At 71.0% G+C, this 21,413-nt stretch carries 17 protein-coding genes and 1 other RNA gene; 6 read left to right on the top strand and 12 right to left on the bottom strand.

Annotated features, from left to right (window positions below):
- From pheT to rpmI, 4 genes are all read right to left on the bottom strand, one after another.
- Positions 1-2,421 carry a phenylalanine--tRNA ligase subunit beta gene (gene pheT / locus LOK46_RS17025; RefSeq protein WP_273559042.1) on the bottom strand — a complete coding sequence of 807 codons (2,421 nt, stop codon included), beginning with the start codon at positions 2,419-2,421 and terminating at the stop codon, positions 1-3.
- Positions 2,422-2,519: 98 nt separating this feature from the next.
- Positions 2,520-3,602, bottom strand: coding sequence for a phenylalanine--tRNA ligase subunit alpha (gene pheS, locus LOK46_RS17020; RefSeq protein WP_273559040.1), 1,083 nt, complete (start codon positions 3,600-3,602; stop codon positions 2,520-2,522).
- A gap of 156 nt (positions 3,603-3,758) precedes the next feature.
- The gene (rplT, locus tag LOK46_RS17015; RefSeq protein ID WP_012320099.1) at positions 3,759-4,136 is read right to left on the bottom strand and encodes a 50S ribosomal protein L20; all 378 of its coding nucleotides are present in this window, start codon (positions 4,134-4,136) and stop codon (positions 3,759-3,761) included.
- A gap of 51 nt (positions 4,137-4,187) precedes the next feature.
- Positions 4,188-4,391, bottom strand: coding sequence for a 50S ribosomal protein L35 (rpmI, locus tag LOK46_RS17010; RefSeq protein WP_007561407.1), 204 nt, complete (start codon positions 4,389-4,391; stop codon positions 4,188-4,190).
- Between the two features lie 544 nt (positions 4,392-4,935).
- Here rpmI and LOK46_RS17005 point away from each other — a divergent pair.
- The 3 genes from LOK46_RS17005 to dapE all read left to right on the top strand — a co-directional run bounded on the left by LOK46_RS17005 (position 4,936) and on the right by dapE (position 9,819).
- On the top strand, positions 4,936-6,066 hold the full coding sequence (locus LOK46_RS17005; RefSeq protein WP_026604868.1) for a glycosyltransferase family 4 protein: 1,131 nt from the start codon (positions 4,936-4,938) through the stop codon (positions 6,064-6,066).
- 148 nt (positions 6,067-6,214) lie between these two features.
- On the top strand, positions 6,215-8,560 hold the full coding sequence (locus LOK46_RS17000) for an amylo-alpha-1,6-glucosidase (protein ID WP_273559034.1): 2,346 nt from the start codon (positions 6,215-6,217) through the stop codon (positions 8,558-8,560).
- Between the two features lie 80 nt (positions 8,561-8,640).
- The gene (gene dapE / locus LOK46_RS16995) at positions 8,641-9,819 is read left to right on the top strand and encodes a succinyl-diaminopimelate desuccinylase (RefSeq protein ID WP_273559032.1); all 1,179 of its coding nucleotides are present in this window, start codon (positions 8,641-8,643) and stop codon (positions 9,817-9,819) included.
- Here dapE and truA read toward each other — a convergent pair.
- The 4 genes from truA to recR all read right to left on the bottom strand — a co-directional run bounded on the left by truA (position 9,801) and on the right by recR (position 12,945).
- The gene (gene truA, locus LOK46_RS16990; protein WP_273559031.1) at positions 9,801-10,562 is read right to left on the bottom strand and encodes a tRNA pseudouridine(38-40) synthase TruA; all 762 of its coding nucleotides are present in this window, start codon (positions 10,560-10,562) and stop codon (positions 9,801-9,803) included. The two genes, dapE and truA, sit on opposite strands and share 19 nt — an antisense overlap.
- A gap of 220 nt (positions 10,563-10,782) precedes the next feature.
- Positions 10,783-11,712 (bottom strand): methionyl-tRNA formyltransferase, encoded by a 930-nt coding sequence (gene fmt, locus LOK46_RS16985; protein WP_273559030.1) that lies wholly within the window; start codon positions 11,710-11,712, stop codon positions 10,783-10,785.
- A gap of 7 nt (positions 11,713-11,719) precedes the next feature.
- A complete protein-coding gene (gene def, locus LOK46_RS16980; protein ID WP_273559028.1) occupies positions 11,720-12,235 on the bottom strand; it encodes a peptide deformylase in 516 nt (171 codons plus the stop codon).
- A 104-nt stretch (positions 12,236-12,339) separates the two neighbouring features.
- A complete protein-coding gene (gene recR, locus LOK46_RS16975; RefSeq protein WP_273559026.1) occupies positions 12,340-12,945 on the bottom strand; it encodes a recombination mediator RecR in 606 nt (201 codons plus the stop codon).
- 415 nt (positions 12,946-13,360) lie between these two features.
- On the opposite strand from recR, the gene LOK46_RS16970 reads away from it, so the two are divergent.
- Positions 13,361-14,980, top strand: coding sequence for a phosphoenolpyruvate carboxykinase (locus LOK46_RS16970; protein WP_273559024.1), 1,620 nt, complete (start codon positions 13,361-13,363; stop codon positions 14,978-14,980).
- A 224-nt stretch (positions 14,981-15,204) separates the two neighbouring features.
- On the opposite strand, the gene LOK46_RS16965 is transcribed toward LOK46_RS16970, so the two are convergent.
- The 4 genes from LOK46_RS16965 to LOK46_RS16950 form a co-directional block, all read right to left on the bottom strand.
- On the bottom strand, positions 15,205-15,528 hold the full coding sequence (locus LOK46_RS16965) for a YbaB/EbfC family nucleoid-associated protein (protein WP_012320090.1): 324 nt from the start codon (positions 15,526-15,528) through the stop codon (positions 15,205-15,207).
- 73 nt (positions 15,529-15,601) lie between these two features.
- The gene (locus LOK46_RS16960) at positions 15,602-17,515 is read right to left on the bottom strand and encodes a DNA polymerase III subunit gamma/tau (RefSeq protein WP_273559019.1); all 1,914 of its coding nucleotides are present in this window, start codon (positions 17,513-17,515) and stop codon (positions 15,602-15,604) included.
- A 37-nt stretch (positions 17,516-17,552) separates the two neighbouring features.
- Positions 17,553-17,651: signal recognition particle sRNA small type (gene ffs, locus LOK46_RS16955), an RNA gene on the bottom strand.
- A gap of 52 nt (positions 17,652-17,703) precedes the next feature.
- Positions 17,704-17,964: a PepSY domain-containing protein gene (locus LOK46_RS16950; RefSeq protein WP_273559017.1), complete on the bottom strand. Its 261-nt coding sequence runs from the start codon at positions 17,962-17,964 to the stop codon at positions 17,704-17,706.
- Between the two features lie 143 nt (positions 17,965-18,107).
- Here LOK46_RS16950 and LOK46_RS16945 point away from each other — a divergent pair, with 143 nt between their 5' ends.
- Entirely contained in the window at positions 18,108-19,646 is a 1,539-nt protein-coding gene (locus LOK46_RS16945; RefSeq protein ID WP_273564615.1) for a YifB family Mg chelatase-like AAA ATPase, read from the top strand.
- Positions 19,643-21,400 carry a bifunctional protein-serine/threonine kinase/phosphatase gene (locus tag LOK46_RS16940; protein WP_273559015.1) on the top strand — a complete coding sequence of 586 codons (1,758 nt, stop codon included), beginning with the start codon at positions 19,643-19,645 and terminating at the stop codon, positions 21,398-21,400. The genes LOK46_RS16945 and LOK46_RS16940 overlap by 4 nt, the downstream gene beginning before the upstream one ends.
- Positions 21,401-21,413: the final 13 nt, after the last annotated feature.

The raw sequence follows: 21,413 nt of genomic DNA, 5'->3' as shown, positions 1-21,413 counted from the left end.
TCAGGCCCGGAGGGTCGCGCCCGTCCGGCGGGTGACCTCGGCGACGATCCTGGCGCTCACCGCCTCGATCTCCGCGTCGGTCAGGGTCCGCTCGACGGGCTGGAGGCGCACCGCGATCGCCACCGACTTCGCGCCGTCCGGCACGCCCGGTCCTTCGTAGAGGTCGAACACGTCGACGCCGGTCACGAGCTTGCGCTCCGCGTTCTGGGCGGCCTTGACGATGTCGCCCGCCGGGACGTCGCGGCCGACCACGAAGGCGAAGTCGCGCGACAGCGGCTGGAATTCTGACAGCGCCAGGGCGGCCTTGGCCTTGGTGGGCTTGAGCTTGGGCAGCGGCAGGGCGTCGAGGACGATCTCGAAGGCCACGAGGGTCCCCTTCAGGTCCAGCGCCTGCAACGTCCGCGGATGCACCTCGCCGAACCAGCCGATCTCGGTCTTCGGACCGAAGCGCAGCGTGCCCGAGCGGCCGGGATGCAGCCAGGACGGGCCGCCCGCCGTGATCTGGAGGCCGCCGGTCGGCACGCCGAGGCTGCCCAGCAGGGCGAGGGCGTCGGCCTTGGCGTCGAAGGCGTCGACGGCCGCGGCTCTGCCGTCCCAGTGCCGCCCGGCGCCGGCCAGGGTCGCGCCGCCGCGGCGGACTGCCGCCGCGCGGATGGTCTGGCCCCCCGGCTCGTCCGAGGCGAAGCACTGGCCGACCTCGAACAAGGCGGAGTCCGGGTAGCCGCGGTCGGCGTTGCGCTGCGCCGCGCGCAGGAGGCCCGGCACCAGGCTCGGCCGCATGTCGGACAGCTCAGAGGCGATCGGGTTGGCCAGCACGAGGTCGGCCCCGCCGCCGCCGAACAGGACGGCGTCGTCGTGCGGTACGAAAGACCACGTGACCGCCTCCATGAGGCCGCGGCTCGCCAGGGCGCGCTTGGCCAAGCGGGTCCGCTTCTGCATCACGGTGAGCAGCGGGCGGCCGATCCCGGCGAGCGGCGGCAGGGGCTTGGCCACGATCCGGTCGAGCCCGGCGATGCGCACGACCTCCTCGACGAGGTCGGCCTTGCCCTCGACGTCGGGCCGCCAGGACGGGGGCAGCACCGTCACCCGGTCCCCGGTGCCGGAGACGTGGAAGCCCAGCGTCTCGAGGATCTGCTGCATCTCCGTGCGCGGCACGTCCAGGCCGGCGAGGCGGCGGACCTCGGTCCAGGGGAAGTCGATGCTGCGCTCGGATTCGGGCGGCGCGCCGGCGACGTGCGCCTCGGTCGGTGTTCCACCGCAGAGATCGACCACCAGCCGCGTCGCGAGGTCGAGGCCGGGGAGCGTGAAGGCCGGGTCGACGCCCCGCTCGAAGCGGTAGCGCGCGTCGGTGATGATGCCGAGGCGGCGGCCAGACTGGGCGATGTTGGTCGGGTCCCACAGGGCCGACTCGATCAGCACGTCCGTGGTGCCGGCGTCGCAGCCAGAGGCCTCGCCGCCCATGATGCCGGCGATGGATTCGACGCCGTATGCGTCGGCGATCACCACGGTGTCGTCGGTGAGCGCGTGGGTCCGGCCGTCGAGGGCGCGCAGGCTCTCGCCGTCCCGCGCCCGCCGCACGGTCAGCGTGCCGGCGACCTTGGCGGCGTCGAAGACGTGCAGCGGCCGCCCGCGGTCGAAGGTGACGTAGTTGGTGATGTCGACGAGGCTGTTGATCGGGCGCAGGCCGATGGCGCGCAGACGCGCCTGCATCCAGGCCGGCGACGGGCCGTTCCGGACGCCGCGCACGAGCCGCAGGGCGAACAGCGGGGCGAGGTGCCGGTCGGCCGGATCGAGGGCGAGCTCGACCGCGACCGGGCAGGAACCCTCGCCGCGCAGGGCCGGCAGCGCCTCGCCCTTGAGTGTGCCGAGGCCGGCGGCGGCGAGGTCGCGGGCGATGCCGTGGACCGAGGTGCAGTCCGGCCGGTTCGGCGTCAGGTTGATCTCGATGACCGGATCGTCGAGCCCGGCGTAGAGCGCGTAGGCTTGGCCGACCGGCGCGTCGGTCGGGAGCTCCAGGATGCCGTCATGGTCGTCGCCGAGCCCGAGCTCGGCGCCCGAGCACAGCATGCCGTGGCTCTCGACGCCGCGGATCGTGCCCACCGACAGGGTGATGTTCTTACCCGGGACGTAGGTGCCGGGCGGCGCGAAGACCGAGACGAGCCCGGTCCGGGCGTTCGGGGCGCCGCAGACCACCTGCACGGGCGCGCCCGCACCGGTGTCGACGGTGCAGACCCGGAGCCGGTCGGCGTTCGGGTGCTGCTCGGCCGTCAGGATCCGGGCGATCACGTAGGGCTTGAGCGCGGCGGCCTTGTCCTCGACGCCCTCCACCTCGAGGCCGATCCGCGTCAGCGTCTCGGCGACGGTGTCGAGGGAGGCCTCGGTGTCGAGGTGGTCCTTGAGCCAGGAGAGGGTGAATTTCATGATGGACCTTCGAGAGCCCGGTGTCGGCTCGACCGTCGGAGGAACAGGATCGCGGGGCCATCACCGGGGCCGGAGGGCCGCGGCGGGGCCGGTGCGGCTCAGCCGGTGAGGCCGCCCACTAGGCTCGGCACGTCGAGCGGGCGGAAGCCGTAATGGTCGAGCCAGCGGACGTCGGCCTCGAAGAACGGGCGCAGGTCCGGCATGCCGTATTTCAGCATGGCGATGCGGTCGATGCCGACGCCGAAGGCGAAGCCCTGCACGGCGTCCGGGTCGAGCCCGCAATTGCGCAGCACGTTCGGGTGGACCATCCCGCAGCCCAGGATCTCCAGCCAGTCGTCGCCCTCGCCGAAGCGGATCTCGCCGCCCTTGCGCGAGCACTGGATGTCGACCTCCGCGGAGGGCTCGGTGAAGGGGAAGAAGGACGGGCGGAAGCGCATCTTCACGCCCTCCACCTCGAAGAACGCCTTGCAGAACTCCTCCAGCACCCATTTCAGGTTGGCGATGTTGGCGCTCGTATCGATCACCAGCCCCTCGACCTGGTGGAACATCGGCGTGTGGGTCTGGTCGGAATCGTGCCGGTAGGTCCGCCCCGGGATGATCACGCGGATCGGCGGCGTCTGCGCCCGCATGGTCCGCACCTGCACGGGCGAGGTGTGGGTGCGCAGCACCTTGCGCTTCCCGTCCCGGTCCGGCGCCAGGAAGAAGGTGTCGTGCATCTCGCGGGCCGGGTGGCCGGGCGGGAAGTTGAGGGCGGTGAAGTTCAGCTCGTCCGTCTCGATGTCCGGACCCTCGGCGACCGCGAAGCCCATGTCGGCGAAGATCGCGGTGATCTCGTCGATGACCTGGGAGATCGGGTGGATCCGGCCGCGGACCTCCGGGGCCTCGCGGACCGGCAGGGTCACGTCGACCCGCTCGGAGGCGAGGCGGGCCTCCAGGGCAGCCTCGGCCAGCTCGGTCTTGCGCGCGGTGACGGCGCCCTGGACCCGGTCGCGCAGGCCGTTGATCAGCGGGCCGCGCTCCTTGCGCTCGTCCGGCGTCATCGAACCGAGGGTCTTCAGCAGCTCCGAGACGCTGCCCTTCTTGCCGAGCGCGGCGACGCGGACGGCGTCGAGGGCCGCCTCGTCGGACGCCGCGCCCACCTGGGTCAGGAGATCGCGTTCGAGGGTGTCGAGATCGGTCATCGCTGTCTTCGAGCAGGGTTGGCGGAGTCGGCCGTCGGGCCGTGCTCTCGCGCGTTGTGCGCCCGGGCGCAAGCGCGGGGCGCGGGACCTCGTAAACGACGAAGGCGCGGCTCCCTGGGGAACCGCGCCTTCCGTCCGTCTCGCCTCAGGCCTGGATCAGGCGGCCTTGGCGGTGTTCTGCGGCAGCGCGGCCTTCGCCTTCTCGACGACGGCGGCGAAGCTCGCCGGCTCGTGGATCGCCAGCTCCGAGAGGGCCTTGCGGTCGACGACGATGCCGGACTTCGCCAGACCGTCGATGAAGCGCGAGTAGGTCAGGCCGTGCTCGCGGACCGCCGCGTTCAGGCGCTGGATCCAGAGGGCTCGGAACGTGCGCTTCTTGTTCTTGCGGTCGCGGTAGGCATACTGCATGCCCTTCTCGACCGCCTGCTTGGCGATGCGGATCGTATTCTTGCGCCGGCCGTAATAGCCCTTGGCGGCCTTCAGAACTTTCTTGTGCTTCGCGTGACTGGTCACGCCGCGCTTGACGCGGGCCATCGGTTATCTCCTGGATTCGACGAAAGACAGTGGCAACGGGTGTCGAAGGACTTACCGCGCGTTCGGCAGGAAGTACTTCTTCACGTTGGCGGCATCGCCCTCGAACAGGGTCGTGGTGCCGCGCAGGTTGCGGATCTGCTTGGTCGTCCGCTTGATCATCCCGTGGCGCTTGCCGGCCTGGGCGTACATCACCTTGCCGGTGCCGGTGATCTTGAAGCGCTTCTTCGCGCCCGATTTCGTCTTCAACTTGGGCATTTGGCTCTCCGTTGCGCGAAATGATCTCTGGCCGATCCGGGAGGATCGGATGAGGTTCGCGCGCTGATGCTTCTGGTGGAGCAGCACGAGCCGCCACGGCAGCCCTATCGGCCGGGCGGTTCGACGCGGGGCGGCTTATGACAGAAAGCTGACGCCGCGGCAACGGCCGCGGGGCGCCGTGACGGGCGGGGCACTCAGACGGCCATGAAGGTCTGTGCCGTCGTTCCGCCGCGCCGCCGGCGAGCCCAGACTCCAGGAACGCGGTCCGTGTCATGCAAGGCGCCCGGTGCGGTTATGGATTCCGGGCCCAGCTGCGCAGTCACGGAATGACGGTGCGGTCGCTGTGGCCGCCGAGGGGCGGGTCGGCGCGCTGCCCACCCCGCTGATTCGGGGGAATCCGGGGACAGCTTGCGCGCTGCACAAAACGGCGCGCGACAGCGAGGGGCGCCAGGAACCATAACCTTGGCCGTCCGTTTCATTCATGTCCCGCTCAGGCCGGCAGGGTTAGACCCCCCGTCAAATTCGGCCAACCAGGAGACACTTCGTGCGCATTGCCCAGATCGCTCCGTTGTCGGAGGCCGTCCCTCCGAAGTTCTACGGCGGCACCGAGCGCGTCGTCAGCTGGATTACAGAGGAACTGGTCCGCCAGGGCCACGAAGTCACGCTGTTCGCGAGCGGTGACTCCGAGACGACTGCCAAGCTCGCGGCCTGCACGCCCGAGGGCCTGCGCCTGCTCGGCTACCGCGATCACACCGCCAGCCACCTGGCGATGCTACATCAAGTGCACCGCCGCGCGCACGAGTTCGACATCCTGCACTTCCACATCGACCTGCTTCAGTATCCGATGTTCGAGGATCTGAACCACAAGTGCATCACCACGATGCACGGTCGCCTGGACGTGCCCGACTTCATGCCGGTCTACCGGACCTTCACGGGCATGCCGCTGGTCTCGATCTCCGACAACCAGCGCCTGCCCATGCCGCCGACCTCCAACTGGCTGGCGACGATCCATCACGGCCTGCCGGCCGAGAACTGCCCGTACTACCCGGACGCCAAGGGCGGCTACCTCGCCTTCCTCGGCCGGATCTCGCCCGAGAAGCGTCCCGACCGCGCGATCGAGATGGCGATCCGCTCCGGCACGCCGCTCAAGATCGCCGCCAAGGTCGACAAGGCTGACCAGGATTACTGGGACGAGGTCATCGAGCCGATGATCCATCACCCGCTGATCGAATACATCGGTGAGATCAACGAGGAGCAGAAGAAGGACTTCCTCGGCAACGCCCTGGCGCTCGCCTTCCCGATCGACTGGCCGGAGCCCTTCGGCCTGGTGATGATCGAGGCGATGTCGGCCGGCACGCCGGTGATCGCGTTCCGCAACGGCTCCGTGCCGGAGGTGATCAAGGACGGCGTCGGCGGCGTGCTCTGCGAGAACATGGACGACGCCGTGGCCGCGGTCGCCAAGGTGAAGACCATGAGCCGCGCCGGTGTGCGCCGCCACTTCGAGAGCGCCTTCACCGCCGAGTGCATGGTCAAAAAGTACGTCGCCGCCTACGAGGACCTGCTCGCCCGCGGCGCCGACGTGATCAAGCTGCCGAAGTCCGGCTTCATGCCGCAGTACGGCGAGGTCAACGGTTCCGCTCGGCCGGCGATCCCCGTCGCCGCCATGCCGGCCTGAAAGCCGGCACCGGGCTTGCGAGGCGGGTCCGGCTCGGCCTAGCGTCTTAAAGGCGACTCATCCGTAGGGTGAACAAGGGCTGCTGCATCGACGGGATGCAGCAGCCCTCTCGATTCGCACCTCTCACTTGCACCCGGAGATGCCCTGCATGGCGGCGGACAGAACGGCAGCGGCCCACGATGCGAAGGCCCGGACCGCGGCGAGCGCCGGAAGCGTGGCGCACGGATTTCAGGACGCGGACGACGTCCTTCCGACCTACCACATCGAGGCGCAGACCTCCCTGGTCGAGCGGCCTCTGCGCTCGCTGAAGTTCGGCGAAGCCTTCGGCGTCCTCGATTCCTACGGCGATATCGGCGTCCAGCCCGGCCCTGAGGGGCTCTACTTCCAGGACACGCGCTATCTCTCGCGCCTGGAGGTAACGGTGGAGGGTCAGCGCCCGCTGATGCTCTCCTCGGTGATGCAGGACGATAACGGTGCGCTCAGCGTCGACATGACGACGCCCGACATCCGCATCGACGCCCACGACGAGACCTCGATTCCCCGCGAGACGATCGCGATCGAGCGCACCAAGTTCCTGTTCCGCGGCGCCTGCTACGACCGGATCGGCCTGCGCTCGTTCGATTCGAAGCACCGTCGCCTGCGCATCGCCGTGACCTTCGACGCGGATTACCGCGACCTGTTCGAGGTGCGCGGCACCGACCGCAAGGAGCGTGGCAAGCGCGGCGTGCTGGTGGCGAGCGACCGGGAGGTCCAGTTCCGCTACGTCGGCCTCGACGAGATCGTGCGGACCACGGCACTCCATTTCGGCCCGAAGCCCGACGTGATCGAGCCCGGCCGCGTCGTCTTCGACGTTTCGCTGCCGCCGGAGGGTCGGACGTCCCTGTTCATCCGCGTGACCTTCGAGGCGCACCGGGCCTTCACCAAGCCCCCGACCGACACGATGGTCGGCGAGGACGCGGCCGCCAAGCTCACGCTCGCGGCCAATGCCGGCGGTGCCCGGCGCGAGCTCAAGGACCTCGGGGAAGGGACGATCTTCGCCCGCGCCTACCGCGATTCGCGGCGCGATCTGCGGGCGCTCACGGCGGGGATCACCACGATCATCTCGTCGAACGATCAGTTCAACGAGGGCCTGTGCCGGGCCACGGCCGACCTCTACATGCTGGCGACCCGCACCCCGGAGGGCATCTACCCGTTCGCCGGCATTCCCTGGTACTCCACGGTGTTCGGGCGCGACGGCATCATCACCGCGATGATGGCGCTCTGGATCGACCCGAAATTCGCCCGGGGCGTGCTGCGCTACCTCGCCTCGACCCAGGCCAAGGCGGTCGATCCGGCCGCCGACGCGCAGCCCGGCAAGGTCCTGCACGAGACCCGGCGCGGCGAGATGGCGATGCTCGGCGAGGTGCCGTTCCGGCACTATTACGGCACCATCGACGGCACGCCGCTCTTCGTGATGCTGGCCTGGGAGTACTACGCGGTCACGGGCGACCTCGAGACCGTGCGGGCGATCTGGCCGGCGCTGGAACTCGCCCTGGAATGGATGGACCGCTACGGCGACCGCGACGGCGACGGCTTCGTCGAGTACGCCCGCGACACCGACAAGGGTCTCGAGAACCAGGGCTGGAAGGACAGCCACGACTCGATCTTCCACGCCGACGGCCACTTGGCCAAGGGCCCGATCGCCCTGTGCGAGGTGCAGGGCTACGTCTACGCGGCCAAGAACGGCATGGCGAAGCTCGCGGCTCTGCTGGGGCACGATCCGATGGCCGAGCGCCTCACGCAGGAAGCCGCGGCGCTCCGCGAGAAATTCGACGCGGCGTTCTGGAACGAGGAGATCGGCACCTACGCGCTGGCGCTGGACGGCGCGAAGAAGCAGTGCGCGGTGCGCTCCTCCAATGCCGGCCACGCCCTGTTCACCGGCATCGCCAAGCCGGAGCGGGCGGCGCGGGTCGCCGAGACGCTGCTGTGCAAGGACGGCTTCAACGGCTGGGGCGTGCGCACGATCGCCAAGGGCGAGGCGCGCTACAACCCGATGTCCTACCACAACGGCTCGATCTGGCCGCACGACAACGCGCTGATCGCGATGGGTCTGGCGCGCTACGATCGCAAGCACGAGGCCGCGCGCATCTTCCAGGGGATGTTCGACACCTCGCTCTACCAGGACCAGAAGCGGCTCCCCGAGCTGTTCTGCGGCTTCATGCGCCGCAAGCAGCGCGGCCCGGTCTCGTACCCGGTCGCCTGCAGCCCGCAGGCCTGGGCGGCGGCGGCGCCGTTCGCGTTCCTGGCGGCCTGCCTCGGCCTCGAGCTTGACCACGAGCGCAACCGCGTCCGGCTCAAGAACCCGATCCTGCCGGGCTTCCTCGACGGGGTGACCCTCTACAACGTCAAGCTCGGCGGCTCGCGCCTGGACATCCGGTTCCAGCGCTACGACGACGACGTAACCGTGTCGGTGCAGCGCCGCCACGGCGACGTGCAGGTCGTGGTCACCAAGTAGGGCCCGGGACGGGAGTTCCGGGGCGGCCCGCTTCGGGTTAAGCGGGCCGCGCGGCACGTCGCGCCGCCGAGGACGGGTTCATGCCGGCAGATCATCACGCCCCCGACGCGGCCCTGCGCCTCGCGCAGGACCTGATCCGGTGCCCGTCCGTGACGCCGGACGATCGGGGCGCCCTCGATGTGGTCGCCGACGCGCTCCGGCCCGCCGGCTTCGCGGTCGAGCGGCCGGTCTTCTCGGAGCCCGGCTATCCCGACACGCCGAACCTCTACGCCCGCGTCGGGCGATGCGGTCCGTGCCTCGTCTTCGCCGGCCACACCGACGTGGTGCCGGAGGGCGAGGGCGCGTGGCGCCACGACCCCTTCGCGGGCGCCGTGGTCGACGGGATGCTGTACGGCCGGGGCGCCGCCGATATGAAGGGCGGCGTGGCCTGCATGCTCGCGGCGACCCTCGCCTTCCTCGACCGGCGCGGGCCCGAGTTCGGCGGCTCCATCGCGTTCCTGATCACGGGTGACGAGGAGGGGCCCGCGGTCAACGGCACCGTGAAGCTCCTCGACTGGGCGCGGCGACGCGGCGAGCAATTCGACCACTGCGTCCTCGGAGAGCCAACCAACCCGGGCCGGCTCGGCGAGATGATCAAGATCGGCCGGCGCGGGTCGCTGACCGGCAAGCTCACCGTGCTGGGGCGTCAGGGCCACGTCGCCTACCCGCACAAGGCCGAGAACCCGATTCCGGGCCTGCTGCGCCTCGCCTCGGCGCTGGTCGCCGAGCCGCTGGATCGCGGAACCGCGCATTTCGACGCCTCGAATCTCGAGTTCACTACGATCGACGTCGGCAACCCGGCCACCAACGTGATCCCGGCGACCGCCCGGGCGACCTTCAACGTCCGCTTCAACGACGACTGGACCGCCGAGAGCCTGGGCGCCGAGATCCGCCGGCGCCTGGAGCAGGCGGCCGGGAACGCGGTGCGCTTCACCCTCGACCTTCAGCCCTCGAACGCGCCGGCCTTCCTGACGCGACCGGACGCCTTCGTGACACTGGTCGCCGAGGCGATCCGGGCCGAGACCGGCCTGACGCCGACGCTCTCCACGACGGGGGGCACCTCGGACGCGCGCTTCATCAAGGAGGCCTGCCCGGTGATCGAGTTCGGCCTCGTCGGCGAGACGATGCACCAGACCGACGAGTGCGTGGCGGTCGCCGACCTGGAGCGGCTGACCGCGATCTACGGGCGGGTGCTCGAGGCCTACTTCCCCGGACCGTAGTCGACGCCCACGAAGGTCAGCCCGGCGGCCGGCGCCAGAGGACCGCACCGACGCTTCTCGCCCGAGGCGAGGATGTCGGCCACGCCGTCCGCCGAGAGCCGGCTGCAGCCGGCGAGCATCAGCGTGCCCACCATAGCCCGCACCTGATGGTGCAGGAACGAGCGCGCGGACGTCGCCACCACGATCTCATCGTGGAGCGCCATCGGCGCGCGGGCGACGTCGAGCTGCTCCAGGGTGCGGATCGGGCTGTTCGCTTGGCACTCGGCGGCCCGGAAAGCCGAGAAGTCGTGGCGGCCGACGAGGCGCTGGGCGGCGTCGTGCATGCGATCCGCGTCGAGGGGCCACGGCACGTGCCAGACATGGGCCCGCGTCAGCGCCGCCGGGCTGCGCCGGTTGAGGATGCGGTAGCGATAGTGCCGGCGGATCGCCGAGTGGCGGGCGTCGAAGCTCTCCGGCACGATCTCGGCGGACAGGATCGCCACCGGCCGCGGCCGCAGATGGGCGTTCAGGGCGTCTCGCACCGTGTCGGTCCGCCAGTCCTTGGCGAGGTCGAGATGGGCGACCTGATGGATCGCGTGCACGCCGGCATCGGTCCGGCCCGCGCAGGTGAGGCGGGCGTCCTCCCCGGAGAAGCGCGTGACCGCCGCCTCGATCGCGCCCTGGACCGTGGGATCCTCGGCCTGCCGCTGCCAGCCGCAGAACGGGCCGCCGTCGTACTCGATGACGAGCTTGTAGCGGGGCATCAGGCGGCCCCCTCGAGGTCTTTCGAGGACGCTCCGATGTTCGATTTCGCGATATGACACAAAGCTCTGGAATGATGTGCGCGCGATCGTCCTTGCGAGCGCAGCGAAGGAATCCAGTGTCGCGCCGAGCCTCGCCAGGGTGCGCTGCCCTGGGTCGCTTCGCTGCGCTCGCGATGACGGGTTGGGCCGAGTGCCGAAGACCTTGAACGGGCCACGCGCATCAGCCGAGGCGGGCGCCGGGCGTGAGACGGGCGCCCCGGACGAACTCCGCTCCGCTGGCGCTGCCGCCTTTTCCCGCGCGGCGCAGCTCCAGAAGCCGAACGGCGCCGTCGCCGCACGCGACAGTTCCCTCGGCATCGCGCAGCGTCCCCGCCTCGCCTGCGCCCGCGGCCGGTATGGCGCGGAGCACCTTCACGCGCTCCGGCCCCTTGCCGAGATCGACCTCGAAGAACGCGCCGGGGAACGGCGACAGCCCGTTGATCCGGTTGGCGACCTCATCCGCCGGCCGGGACCAGTCGATCCGCGCCTCGTCGTTGGTGATCTTGTGGGCGTAGACGACGCCGTCCTCCGGCTGTGGCGCGAAGGTCAGCGTGCCCGCCGCGAGCGCCGCGAGGGCCCGCGCCATCAGGTCGGCGCCGAGGGGCATGAGCGCGTCGTGAAGGGCGCCGGCCGTCATGCCCGGGGTGACCGGCAGCCGCGCCTCGAGGGCGACCGGGCCGGTGTCGAGTCCTGCCTCCATCCGCATGACGCCGACGCCGCTCTCGGCGTCGCCCGCCATGACGGCGCGCTGGATCGGCGCAGCGCCGCGCCAACGCGGCAGCAATGAGCCGTGCAGGTTGAGGCAGCCGTGCTTCGGCGCGTCGAGGATCGCCTGCGGCAGCAGCATCCCGTAGGCCACGACCACCGCAACGTCCGCCCGGTGCGCCGCGAAGGTGTCGGCGGCTTCGGGCGTGCGGAGCGTCGCGGGTGTCAGGACCGGCACGCCGAGCGTGTCGGCGAGCGCGTGGACCGGCGAGGGACGCAGGCTCATGCCGCGGCCGGCTTTCGCGGGCGCGCGGGTATAGACCGCAACGATGTCGTGCCCGTCCTGCGCGAGCCGCGCCAGCGTCGGCACCGCGAAGTCGGGTGTGCCCATGAAGACGACGCGCATGGCCGGCTCAGGCCGCGTCGCGCTTGGCCGCCTTGGTGAATTTCTTGACCACCCGGTCGCGCTTCAGCTTCGACAGGTGGTCGATGAACAGCACGCCGTTGAGATGGTCGATCTCGTGCTGGATGCAGGTCGAGAGCAGGCCGTCGGCCTCGATCTCCTGTTCCTGGCCGTCGAGGTCGCGGAACTTCACGCGCACCCGGTCCGGCCGCTCCACTTCGGCGTAGTAGTCCGGGATCGACAGGCAGCCCTCGTCGTAGACCCGCTTCTCCTCCGAGGACCAGACGATCTCGGGATTGATGAACACCCGCGCGTCGCGGACCCCTTCCTCCTTCGACGTGTCGATCGTGACGACGCGCTTGGCCACGCCGATCTGGATCGCCGCGAGCCCGACGCCGGGAGCGTCGTACATCGTCTCGAACATGTCGGCGACGAGGGTGCGGATCTCGGCGGTGATCGGCCCGACCGGCTCGGAGCCCAGGCGCAGGACGGGATCGGGGAGGATGACGAGCGGGCGGATGGTCATGGCGGAAACCGGCAGGGAAGGCGCCGGGACGGGTCCGGGCTCAGCGTCGAATAGGATGCGGCCGAGGACCGGTCAAATACCGGTTCGCTGCCTGTCGCCGACCCTCAGAACGCCGTCCGGCTGCGGATCGCCGCCGACAGGGTACCCTCGTCGAGGTAGTCGAGCTCGCCGCCGACCGGGACGCCGTGGGCGAGTCGCGTGACCTTCACGCCGCAGTGCCGGATCGATTCCGTGACGTAGTGGGCCGTGGTCTGGCCGTCGACGGTCGCGTTGAGCGCCAGGATGACTTCCGTGACCTCGGGCCGGGCCACGCGCTCCACGAGGCTCGCGAGATTGAGGTGCTCTGGCCGGACGCCGTCCAGCGCCGAGAGGACGCCGCCGAGCACGTGGTAGCGCGCCTTCACGGCCCCGGACCGCTCCAGCGCCCAGAGGTCGGACACGTCCTCCACCACAACGAGCGTCGTCGGATCGCGCTCAGCGTCGCGACAGATCGTGCACGGGTCCGAGGTGTCGACGTTCCCGCAGCTCGTGCACACGATGATCCGGTCGGCCGCCACCCGCATCGCGTCGGCGAGGGGCCCGAGCAGCGTGTCGCGCTTCTTGATGAGCTGTAGGGCGGCCCGCCGCGCCGAGCGCGGTCCGAGGCCCGGCATGCGGGCGAGAAGCTGGATCAGGCGCTCGATCTCGGGGCCGGCGACGGCTTGGGGCATCGTGCCTCTGGGGCGAGGAAGGGATTGCGGATCCGGACGGGGATAGACGGCGCCGGGCGCCGCGCAAGGGTCCAGGGGCGGGTGAGTACCCGCCTGTGTGGTATATGGGTATTCCGAAGCCGCTCCGCCGGCGGCATTATGCTGCGTGACGGACGGAACTGCTTACAGACCTGGGTTCCTGAGTCCACGACTGTGGTCTAACCTGTTTGTACACGTTGCGGGCTCCCGGCGGGGCCCCTTATGACAGCGAAGCTTCGCCGCCTACTCGAGAGTGGGATGGAGAGCGGCCGGGAACGGAGATCCAGCGTGCGGCGGTCCTGTACGACCGCACGGACGTCTCCCGGGCAAACCCGGACGGCGGTGCCGCCCGGCTCAGTCGCGTCGACGGTCGAACAGGGGCCCGGGAGATACGATCTTGACCAACATCGGTGATCACAACGCGGCCCACGGCGCCGAGGCGGCCGGCTTCCGCGACCTCAAGGCCGTCCATTGGAATTTCGAGGCGCCGCGCCTCTACGAGGAGGCTCTGTCCCGCAAAGAGGCGCAGCTCGCACGCGGCGGCGCGATCGTAGCCACTACCGGTAGCCATACCGGCCGCTCGCCCAAGGACAAGTTCGTGGTCCGCGACGCCGGCACCGAGAACGAGATCTGGTGGGACAACAACGGAGCGATCACGCCCGAGCAGTTCGAGACCCTCCGCCAGGACTTCCTGAAGCACGCCGAGGGCAAGGAGCTGTTCGCCCAGGACCTCTACGGCGGCGCCGATCCGGCCTACCGGGTCAAGGCGCGGGTGTTCACCGAGTTCGCGTGGCACTCGCTGTTCATCCGCAACCTGCTCATCCGGCCGGACCGCTCCGAGATCGCGTCCTACGTGCCCGACATGACGATCATCGACCTGCCGAGCTTCCAGGCGGATCCCGCCCGGCACGGCTGCCGGTCCAAGACCGTGATCGCCATCGACTTCTCGAAGAAGCTCGTGCTGATCGGCGGCTCCGCCTACGCGGGCGAGATGAAGAAGTCGGTCTTCACCTACCTGAACTACATCCTGCCCGGTCAGGGCGTGATGCCGATGCACTGCTCGGCCAACGCGGCGCTCGACGCCGAGGGCGGCTCGGCGATCTTCTTCGGCCTCTCTGGCACCGGCAAGACGACGCTGTCGAACGACTCCTCCCGCCAGCTGCTCGGCGACGACGAGCACGGCTGGGCGAATTCCGGAATCTTCAATTTCGAGGGCGGCTGCTACGCCAAGACCATCCGCCTCTCGCGCAACGCCGAGCCGGAGATCTACGCCACCACCGAGCGCTTCGGCACGGTGATGGAGAACGTGATCATCGATCCGGTCACCCGCGCGCCGGACTTCGACGACGCGTCGCTCACCGAGAATACCCGCTGCGCCTACCCCCTGGACTTCATCGCCAATGCGAGCGCTACGGGCCGTGCAGGGCATCCGAAGAACATCGTGATGCTGACCTGCGATGCGTTCGGGGTGATGCCGCCGATCGCCAAGCTCACTGGCGCAGAGGCGATGTACCACTTCCTCTCGGGCTACACCGCCAAGGTCGCCGGCACCGAGCGCGGCCTGACTGGTCCGGAGGCGACCTTCTCGACCTGCTTCGGCGCGCCGTTCATGCCGCGGCACCCGAGCACCTACGGCAACCTGCTGCGCGACCTCATCGCCAAGCACGACGTCGATTGCTGGCTGGTCAACACCGGCTGGACCGGCGGCGGCGTCGGCACCGGCCGGCGGATGCCGATCCGCGTGACGCGCCGCCTGCTGAGCGCCGCCCTCGACGGCTCGCTGGCGCAGGCCGAGTTCCGCCGCGACCCGTACTTCGGCTTCGCGGTGCCGGTCTCGGTTCCCGGCGTCGAGCCGCATATCCTGACCCCGGTGAAGACCTGGGCCAACAAGGGTGCCTTCGTGGAGACGGCGGCGCGGCTGGTGAAGATGTTCGACGACAACTTCAAGCGGTTCGAGGCCCATGTCGACGCCGACGTGCGCGCCGCCGGGCCCACCGCGCAGGCGATCGCCGCCTGAGAATCGGACGGGCGGCTCTCCGGGCCGCCCGTCCAATCTGGTTCGAAGACCGATATCACCTCACCGCATCGTCATTCCGGGGCGCCGCAGGCGAGCACGGAATCCTGACGTACGGTCGGCGCGAGGCCTTGCCAGGCCGGTGGGGCGGGATCCCGGGTTCCGCTACGCGAGCCCCGGGACAACGGCGCCCTCGCGGTCTGGGGACCAGTCCGCTTCCGCGCTCCCTAGAACGGCAGCTTCATGCCCGGAGGCAGGGGCAGGCCCTTGGTCAGCTCGGCCATGCGCTCCTGCATGGTCGCCTCGGCCTTGCCGCGGGCGTCGTTGCAGGCCGCCACGATCAGGTCCTCCAGGATCTCGCGCTCGTCCGCCACCATCAGGGACGGGTCGATGCTGACGCCCTTCATCTGACCCTTGGCGGTCATGGTGACCCGGACGGAGCCGCCGCCGGAGGCGCCGCTGACCTCGATCTCGTCCATCTCGGACTGCAGGTTGGCCATCTTCTCCTGCATGGCCTGAGCCTGCTTCATGATGCCCATCAGGTCGCGCATGCGGCTCTCTTTCCGTTTCCTCGTCTGATCTGGGTATGGCGCCGTCGCGGCGCCACCCTGCGCCGCGCGCGCGTCAGGCGTCGTCGTCCTCGACCTCGCCGACCCGCGCGGCATCGCCGTCCCCGAGGATCTCCTGCTCGGCGGAGGGCAGGGCCTCGGGCGCGGTCTCGCGCACGTCGACGATCTCGGCCCCGGGGAAGCGCGTCAGCACCTCGCGCACGAAGGGGTCGGCGGCGGCGTTCTCCCGGCGGGTCTCCGTGGCGGCCCGGGCGGCCGCGTCGAGGGTCGGGGCGCCCTCGTCCTTCGACAGGGCCACCACCCAGCGCCGCCCGGTCCAGCGCTCGATGGCGGCGGCGATGTCGTTGGCGAGGCTCGACCGGCCGCCGGAGGCGAGGCGGAACTCGATCCGGCCCTCCTCGAAGCGCACCAGATGGACGTCGCGCTCCAGCGCGGTCCGCAGCAGGATGTCCCGGTTGGCGTCGGCCAGCGCGATCAGGTCCTCGAACCGCCCGAGGCGCGGCGTCGGCGGTGCCGAGGCCGCCGGTCTCGGAGCGGGCGCACCGATGGGCGCGCTCACGGGGGCACCCGCGGGCGCGCTCACGGCGACGGGCGCCGTCACGGGCGCCGCGACCGGGGCGGCCGCCGCCACGGCCGTCCGGGGTGCGGCGGCGAGCGCCGCGGAACCGCCGCCGCGCAGGTCGGGGATCGGCGGCAAGGGCGGCCGGCCCGACACGGCGGGGGCCTCGTCCGCGGGCGCGGCGGCCGCCTCGGCCCTGAGCTGGCGCAGGGCCTCGTCGGGTGTCGGCAGGTCGGCCGCGTAGGCGAGGCGCACGATCGCCATCTCGGCCGCCGCGAGCGGCCGGGGCGCGGCCTGGACCTCGGGAATCGCCTTGAGCAGGATCTGCCACGCCCGCGACAGGGCGCGGATCGAGAGCTTGTCGGCGAACGCGGCGCCCCGGACGCGCTCGGTCTCGCTGAGGGTCGGGTCGGCAGCCGTCTCCGGCACCACCTTGAGCCGGGTGACGAGATGCGTGAAGGCCGCGAGGTCGGAGAGCACCACCGACGGGTCCGCGCCGGAATCGTACTGCGCCCGCAGCTCGGCGAAGGCCGCCGGCACGGATCCGCGCATCACCGCCTCGAACAGGTCGAGGATCCGGGCGCGGTCGGCGAGGCCCAGCATGTCGCGCACGCTCTGCGCGGTGATCGTGCCGGCGCCGTGGGCGATCGCCTGGTCGAGCAGCGAGAGCGCGTCGCGCACGGACCCTTCCGCGGCTCGCACGATCGCGCCGAGAGCCTCGTCCTCGACGGTGACGCCCTCGGCCGCGCAGACCTTCGCGAGATGGGCGTGCAGGGTCGGCGCCTCGACCCGGCGCAGGTCGAATCGCTGGCAGCGGGACAGGATCGTGACCGGGACCTTGCGGATCTCCGTGGTGGCGAACACGAACTTCGCGTGCGGCGGCGGCTCCTCGAGCGTCTTCAGGAAGGCGTTGAACGCCTTCTCGGAGAGCATGTGGACCTCGTCGACGATGTAGACCTTGTAGCGCGCCGAGACCGGCCCGTAGCGGATGCCGTCGATGATCGCCCGGACGTCGTCGATGCCGGTATGCGAGGCGGCATCCATCTCCAGCACGTCCATGTGCCGGGATTCCATGATCGCCGCGCAGTGGAGGCCGAGCTCCGGCATCGACACGGTCGGGCCGGTATCCGCCTGGCCGGCGCGGGCGTAGTTGAGGCCGCGGGCCAGGATGCGCGCCGTCGTGGTCTTGCCGACCCCGCGGACGCCGGTGAGCATCCAGGCCTGGGGAATGCGGTTGGCCGCGAACCCGTTGGCCAGGGTTCGCACCATCGCGTCCTGGCCGATCAGGTCACCGAAATTGGTGGGGCGATACTTGCGCGCGAGCACCCGGTAGGGCGTCGCCGCGGTGGGGGGCGCTGGAAACCCGGGCAGGCCCGGCTCGTCGTCAGGCGTGCCGGTCGTAGCGTCCATGCCGTGTCTGGGTCTGGCTGCCGCGCGCCGTGGAATGAGGTGGGAGGCTGGACGAAGACCCGCTCGGTCTCGTTAGGGCTGCTTCCTTCCGGACCTGACCCGGTTGGCGAGTGAAACGTCCCTCGCCAACCCCCCGCCGGCTATATGGCCGGGCCTCGCTCCGAACGCAAGCGCTGCCTCTGCGCCGCCTACTCGGCCTTGCGCTTGACGATCGCCAGGGTCTTCGGATCGAGCTTCAGGTCGAACTGCTTGCCGCTCGCGTCGATCGCGTCGTCGACCTCGATCATGCCGTCGTCGAGCTCGATCTCCTTCCACTTGGTGAAGCCCTCCTGCTTGAGCACGGCTTCGACCTTGGCCTGCTGGTCGGGCGGAAGTTTCTCGTCGGCCTGGGCGGCGAGGCCGGTGCCGGCGATCAAGGTCAGGGCGAGAAGGGGCGTGGTCAGGCGCATGGCTGTCTCCGGTCCGGCCTCTGTTTCCGGCTGTGAACAGGCTTGCGGCAGCGGAGTTCCACGGCGGCGATCCCCTTGAGCCGCTCCCGGATCTGCCGCACATCTTGGCCGTACCGGAGCGCGGCGGCGAGGACTTGGCATCGATGGTCACCCGCGTCGCCACCGTGGCCTTCGAGGGCATCGAGGCGCGGGCGGTGGACGTGCAGGTCCAGATCGTCCCGGGCTCGGTGGTGTTCACCGTGGTCGGTCTGCCCGACAAGGCGGTCGCGGAGTCGCGCGAGCGGGTCCGCGGCGCGCTGATCGCCTCCGGGCTGGCGCTGCCGGCCAAGCGCATCACGGTGAATCTCGCCCCGGCGGATCTTCCCAAGGAAGGCTCCCATTTCGACCTGCCGATCGCGCTCGGCGTCATGGCGGCGATCGGCGCGATTCCGGCCGACGCGCTGGCCGGCTACTGCGTGCTGGGCGAGCTCGCCCTCGACGGCAGCATCACGGCGGTGAGCGGCGTGCTGCCGGCCGCGATGGCGGCCGGTGCCCGGGGGCTCGGGCTCATCTGCCCGGCCGCCACCGGACCGGAGGCGGCCTGGGCCGGGGGCGATCTCGACGTGCTCGCGCCGCGCTCGCTGATCCAGCTCGCCAACCACTTCAAGGGCAGCCAGGTCATGGAGCGGCCGGAGCCCGCCGTCGCCGCGCCGACCGGGCCGCTGCCGGACCTCGCCGACATCCGCGGGCAGGAGGGTGCCAAGCGCGCCCTAGAGATCGCGGCGGCCGGCGGCCACAACCTGTTGATGAACGGTCCGCCGGGCTCGGGCAAATCCATGCTCGCGGCCCGCCTGCCGTCGATCCTGCCGCCGCTCACGCCGCGCGAGCTGCTCGACATCTCCATGATCCAGTCGGTGGCGGGCGCGCTGAAGGACGGCGCCCTCTCCAACCGCCGGCCGTTCCGGCAGCCGCACCATTCCGCCTCGATGGCGGCCCTGGTGGGCGGCGGTCTCGGTGCGCGGCCCGGGGAGGTCTCCCTCGCCCACGGCGGGGTGCTGTTCCTGGACGAGCTGCCCGAATTCGCCCCGCAGGTGCTCGACAGCCTGCGCCAGCCGATGGAATCCGGGGCGGTGATGATCGCCCGGGCCAACCACCGGGTCACCTATCCGGCGCGCTTCCAGCTGGTCGCGGCGATGAACCCGTGCCGCTGCGGCCAGGGGCTCGAACCGGGCTACGCCTGCCGGCGCGGGCCGAACGCGCGCTGCATGGCGCAGTACCAGGCGCGGATCTCCGGCCCGATGCTCGACCGCATCGACCTGCGCGTCGAGGTGCCAGCGGTGACGGCCGCCGACCTGATCCTGCCGGCGCCCGCCGAGGGTTCCGGCGAGGCGGCCGCGCGGGTGTCGGCGGCCCGCGCGCTCCAGGGCGCGCGCTACGCCGCGCGCGGCCTGCCGGATTCCACCACCAACGCGACCTGTCCGGGCACGCTGATCTCGGACGTCGCGAGCCCCGACGCCGACGGGACGGCGCTGATCCGCCAGGCGGCCGAGAGCATGCGCCTCTCCGCCCGCGGCTTCCACAGGACTTTGCGTGTCGCCCGGACCCTCGCCGATCTCGACGGTGACGCGCAGGTCCGCCGGGTGCACCTCGCGGAGGCGCTGTCGTACCGGGGCCGCGGCGACGGCGCGGCGGCCGCCGCGTGAGCGCCGGTCCGGACGGCCCGACCGACCTGACGGTGGCGATCGGCCAGCACAGCAGCGCCGGCCGGAAGGCGGCCAACCAGGATTTCAACGGCACCCTGGTCCCGGTTCAGCCGGCCCTGGGCCTGAAGGGCATCGCGGTGGCGCTCGCCGACGGGATCAGCAGCAGCGCCGCCGGGGCCGCGGCGAGCGAGACCGCGGTCAAGAGCTTCCTCAGCGACTACTACGCCACGCCCGACACGTGGTCGGTGAAGACCTCGGCGCAGCGCGTGATCGCGGCGACCAACTCCTGGCTCTTCGCCGAGACCCGGCGCGGCGCCGACCCGAACGACCTCGACCGGGGCCACGTCACGACCTTCGACGCCCTCGTGCTGAAATCGCGCGTGGCCCACCTCTTCCACGTCGGCGATGCCCGGATCTGGCGCGTCTCCGGCAAGTCCCTCGAGCAGCTCACCGAGGACCACCGCGTGGTGGTCTCCGCGGCGGAATCCTACCTCGGCCGGGCCCTCGGGGCGCAGGCCCGCCCGGAGATCGACTACCACGCCGTCGGCATCGCGGCGGGCGACACCTTCGTGCTGACGACCGACGGCGTGCACGAGCATGTCCGGCCCCGCGACGTGGTCGCGGCGATCGCGGCGGCCGAGACCCTGGACGCGGCCGCGCGGGCGATCGTGGAGATGGCCCTGGCGGCCGGAAGCCCGGACAACCTGACGATCCAGATCGTGCGGGTCGAGGCGGTGCCGGCGGGCGAGCCGGCCGACCTCCTCGGCGAGGCCGAGGGGCTGGACCCGGCGCCGCTCCTCGACCCGCCCGCGGAGCTCGACGGATTCCGGCTGCTGCGGATCCTGCATTCCGGTCCCCGCAGCCGCGTCTATCTGGCTGTGGAGGCTGGGACCGGTGCCCAGGTCGCCCTGAAGGTGCTGTCCCTCGATCTGCGGGACGACCCGGCGCAGCGGAAGCGCTTCGTCATGGAGGAGTGGATCGCGCGGCGGATCGACAATCCCCACGTGCTCAAGGCCCATCCCCGGGCCGGCCAGCGCAGCCACCTCTACACGGTGATGCGCTACGTCGAGGGCCAGACGCTGACCCAGTGGATGCGCGACCACGAGGCGCCCGAACTGGAGGCGGTGCGGGGGCTGGTCGAGCAGCTCGCCCGGGGCGTGCAGGCCTTCCACCGGCGGGAGATGGTCCACCAGGACCTGCGGCCCGACAACGTCCTGATCGACGCGGCGGGGACCGTCCAGATCATCGATTTCGGGGCGACACAGGTCGCCGGCGTCGTCGAGGGCGACCCGGGGATCGACCCGACGGAGATCCTCGGCACGGTGCAGTACACGGCGCCCGAATGCTTCCTCGGCGCCCCGGGGACCGCCCAGTCCGACGTCTTCGCGGTCGGCGTGATGACCTACCAGATGCTGACGGGGCGGCTGCCCTACGGCGACGCGGTGCCCCGTGCGCGGACGCGCGCGGCGCAGCGACGGCTGCGCTACGCCTCGGCGCTGACCGTGCGCCCGATGCTGCCCGTCTGGGTCGACGGGGCGCTGCGCAGGGCCGTCCATCCCGATCCGGAGCGGCGCTACGCGGCGCTGTCGGCCTTCGTCCACGACCTGCGCCACCCGAACCCGGCCTTCACGGATGGCCGGCGGGCAGCGCTGCTGGAGCGCGACCCGCTGCTGTTCTGGCGCCTGCTGTCGCTGGTGCTCGGGCTCGTCGCCCTGGTGCTCGCGGCGATCCTAGTCGCGGGCCCGCGCCGGTGAGTCCCGGCGCGCG

The organism is Methylobacterium sp. NMS14P, assembly GCF_028583545.1.
Taxonomy (GTDB): Bacteria; Pseudomonadota; Alphaproteobacteria; order Rhizobiales; family Beijerinckiaceae; genus Methylobacterium.
The sequence above is the reverse complement of the archived record's forward strand: the minus strand, read 5'-3'. Positions and strand labels throughout refer to the sequence as shown.

Bases quoted from the DNA above. Each gene is read 5' to 3' on its own strand.
- pheT (WP_273559042.1), bottom strand. From the start codon at position 2,421: ATGAAATTCACCCTCTCCTGGCTCAAGGACCACCTCGACACCGAGGCC.
- pheS (WP_273559040.1), bottom strand. From the start codon at position 3,602: ATGACCGATCTCGACACCCTCGAACGCGATCTCCTGACCCAGGTGGGC.
- rplT (WP_012320099.1), bottom strand. From the start codon at position 4,136: ATGGCCCGCGTCAAGCGCGGCGTGACCAGTCACGCGAAGCACAAGAAA.
- rpmI (WP_007561407.1), bottom strand. From the start codon at position 4,391: ATGCCCAAGTTGAAGACGAAATCGGGCGCGAAGAAGCGCTTCAAGATC.
- LOK46_RS17000 (WP_273559034.1), top strand. From the start codon at position 6,215: ATGGCGGCGGACAGAACGGCAGCGGCCCACGATGCGAAGGCCCGGACC.
- dapE (WP_273559032.1), top strand. From the start codon at position 8,641: ATGCCGGCAGATCATCACGCCCCCGACGCGGCCCTGCGCCTCGCGCAG.
- truA (WP_273559031.1), bottom strand. From the start codon at position 10,562: ATGCCCCGCTACAAGCTCGTCATCGAGTACGACGGCGGCCCGTTCTGC.
- fmt (WP_273559030.1), bottom strand. From the start codon at position 11,712: ATGCGCGTCGTCTTCATGGGCACACCCGACTTCGCGGTGCCGACGCTG.
- def (WP_273559028.1), bottom strand. From the start codon at position 12,235: ATGACCATCCGCCCGCTCGTCATCCTCCCCGATCCCGTCCTGCGCCTG.
- recR (WP_273559026.1), bottom strand. From the start codon at position 12,945: ATGCCCCAAGCCGTCGCCGGCCCCGAGATCGAGCGCCTGATCCAGCTT.
- LOK46_RS16965 (WP_012320090.1), bottom strand. From the start codon at position 15,528: ATGCGCGACCTGATGGGCATCATGAAGCAGGCTCAGGCCATGCAGGAG.
- LOK46_RS16960 (WP_273559019.1), bottom strand. From the start codon at position 17,515: ATGGACGCTACGACCGGCACGCCTGACGACGAGCCGGGCCTGCCCGGG.
- LOK46_RS16950 (WP_273559017.1), bottom strand. From the start codon at position 17,964: ATGCGCCTGACCACGCCCCTTCTCGCCCTGACCTTGATCGCCGGCACC.
- LOK46_RS16945 (WP_273564615.1), top strand. From the start codon at position 18,108: ATGGTCACCCGCGTCGCCACCGTGGCCTTCGAGGGCATCGAGGCGCGG.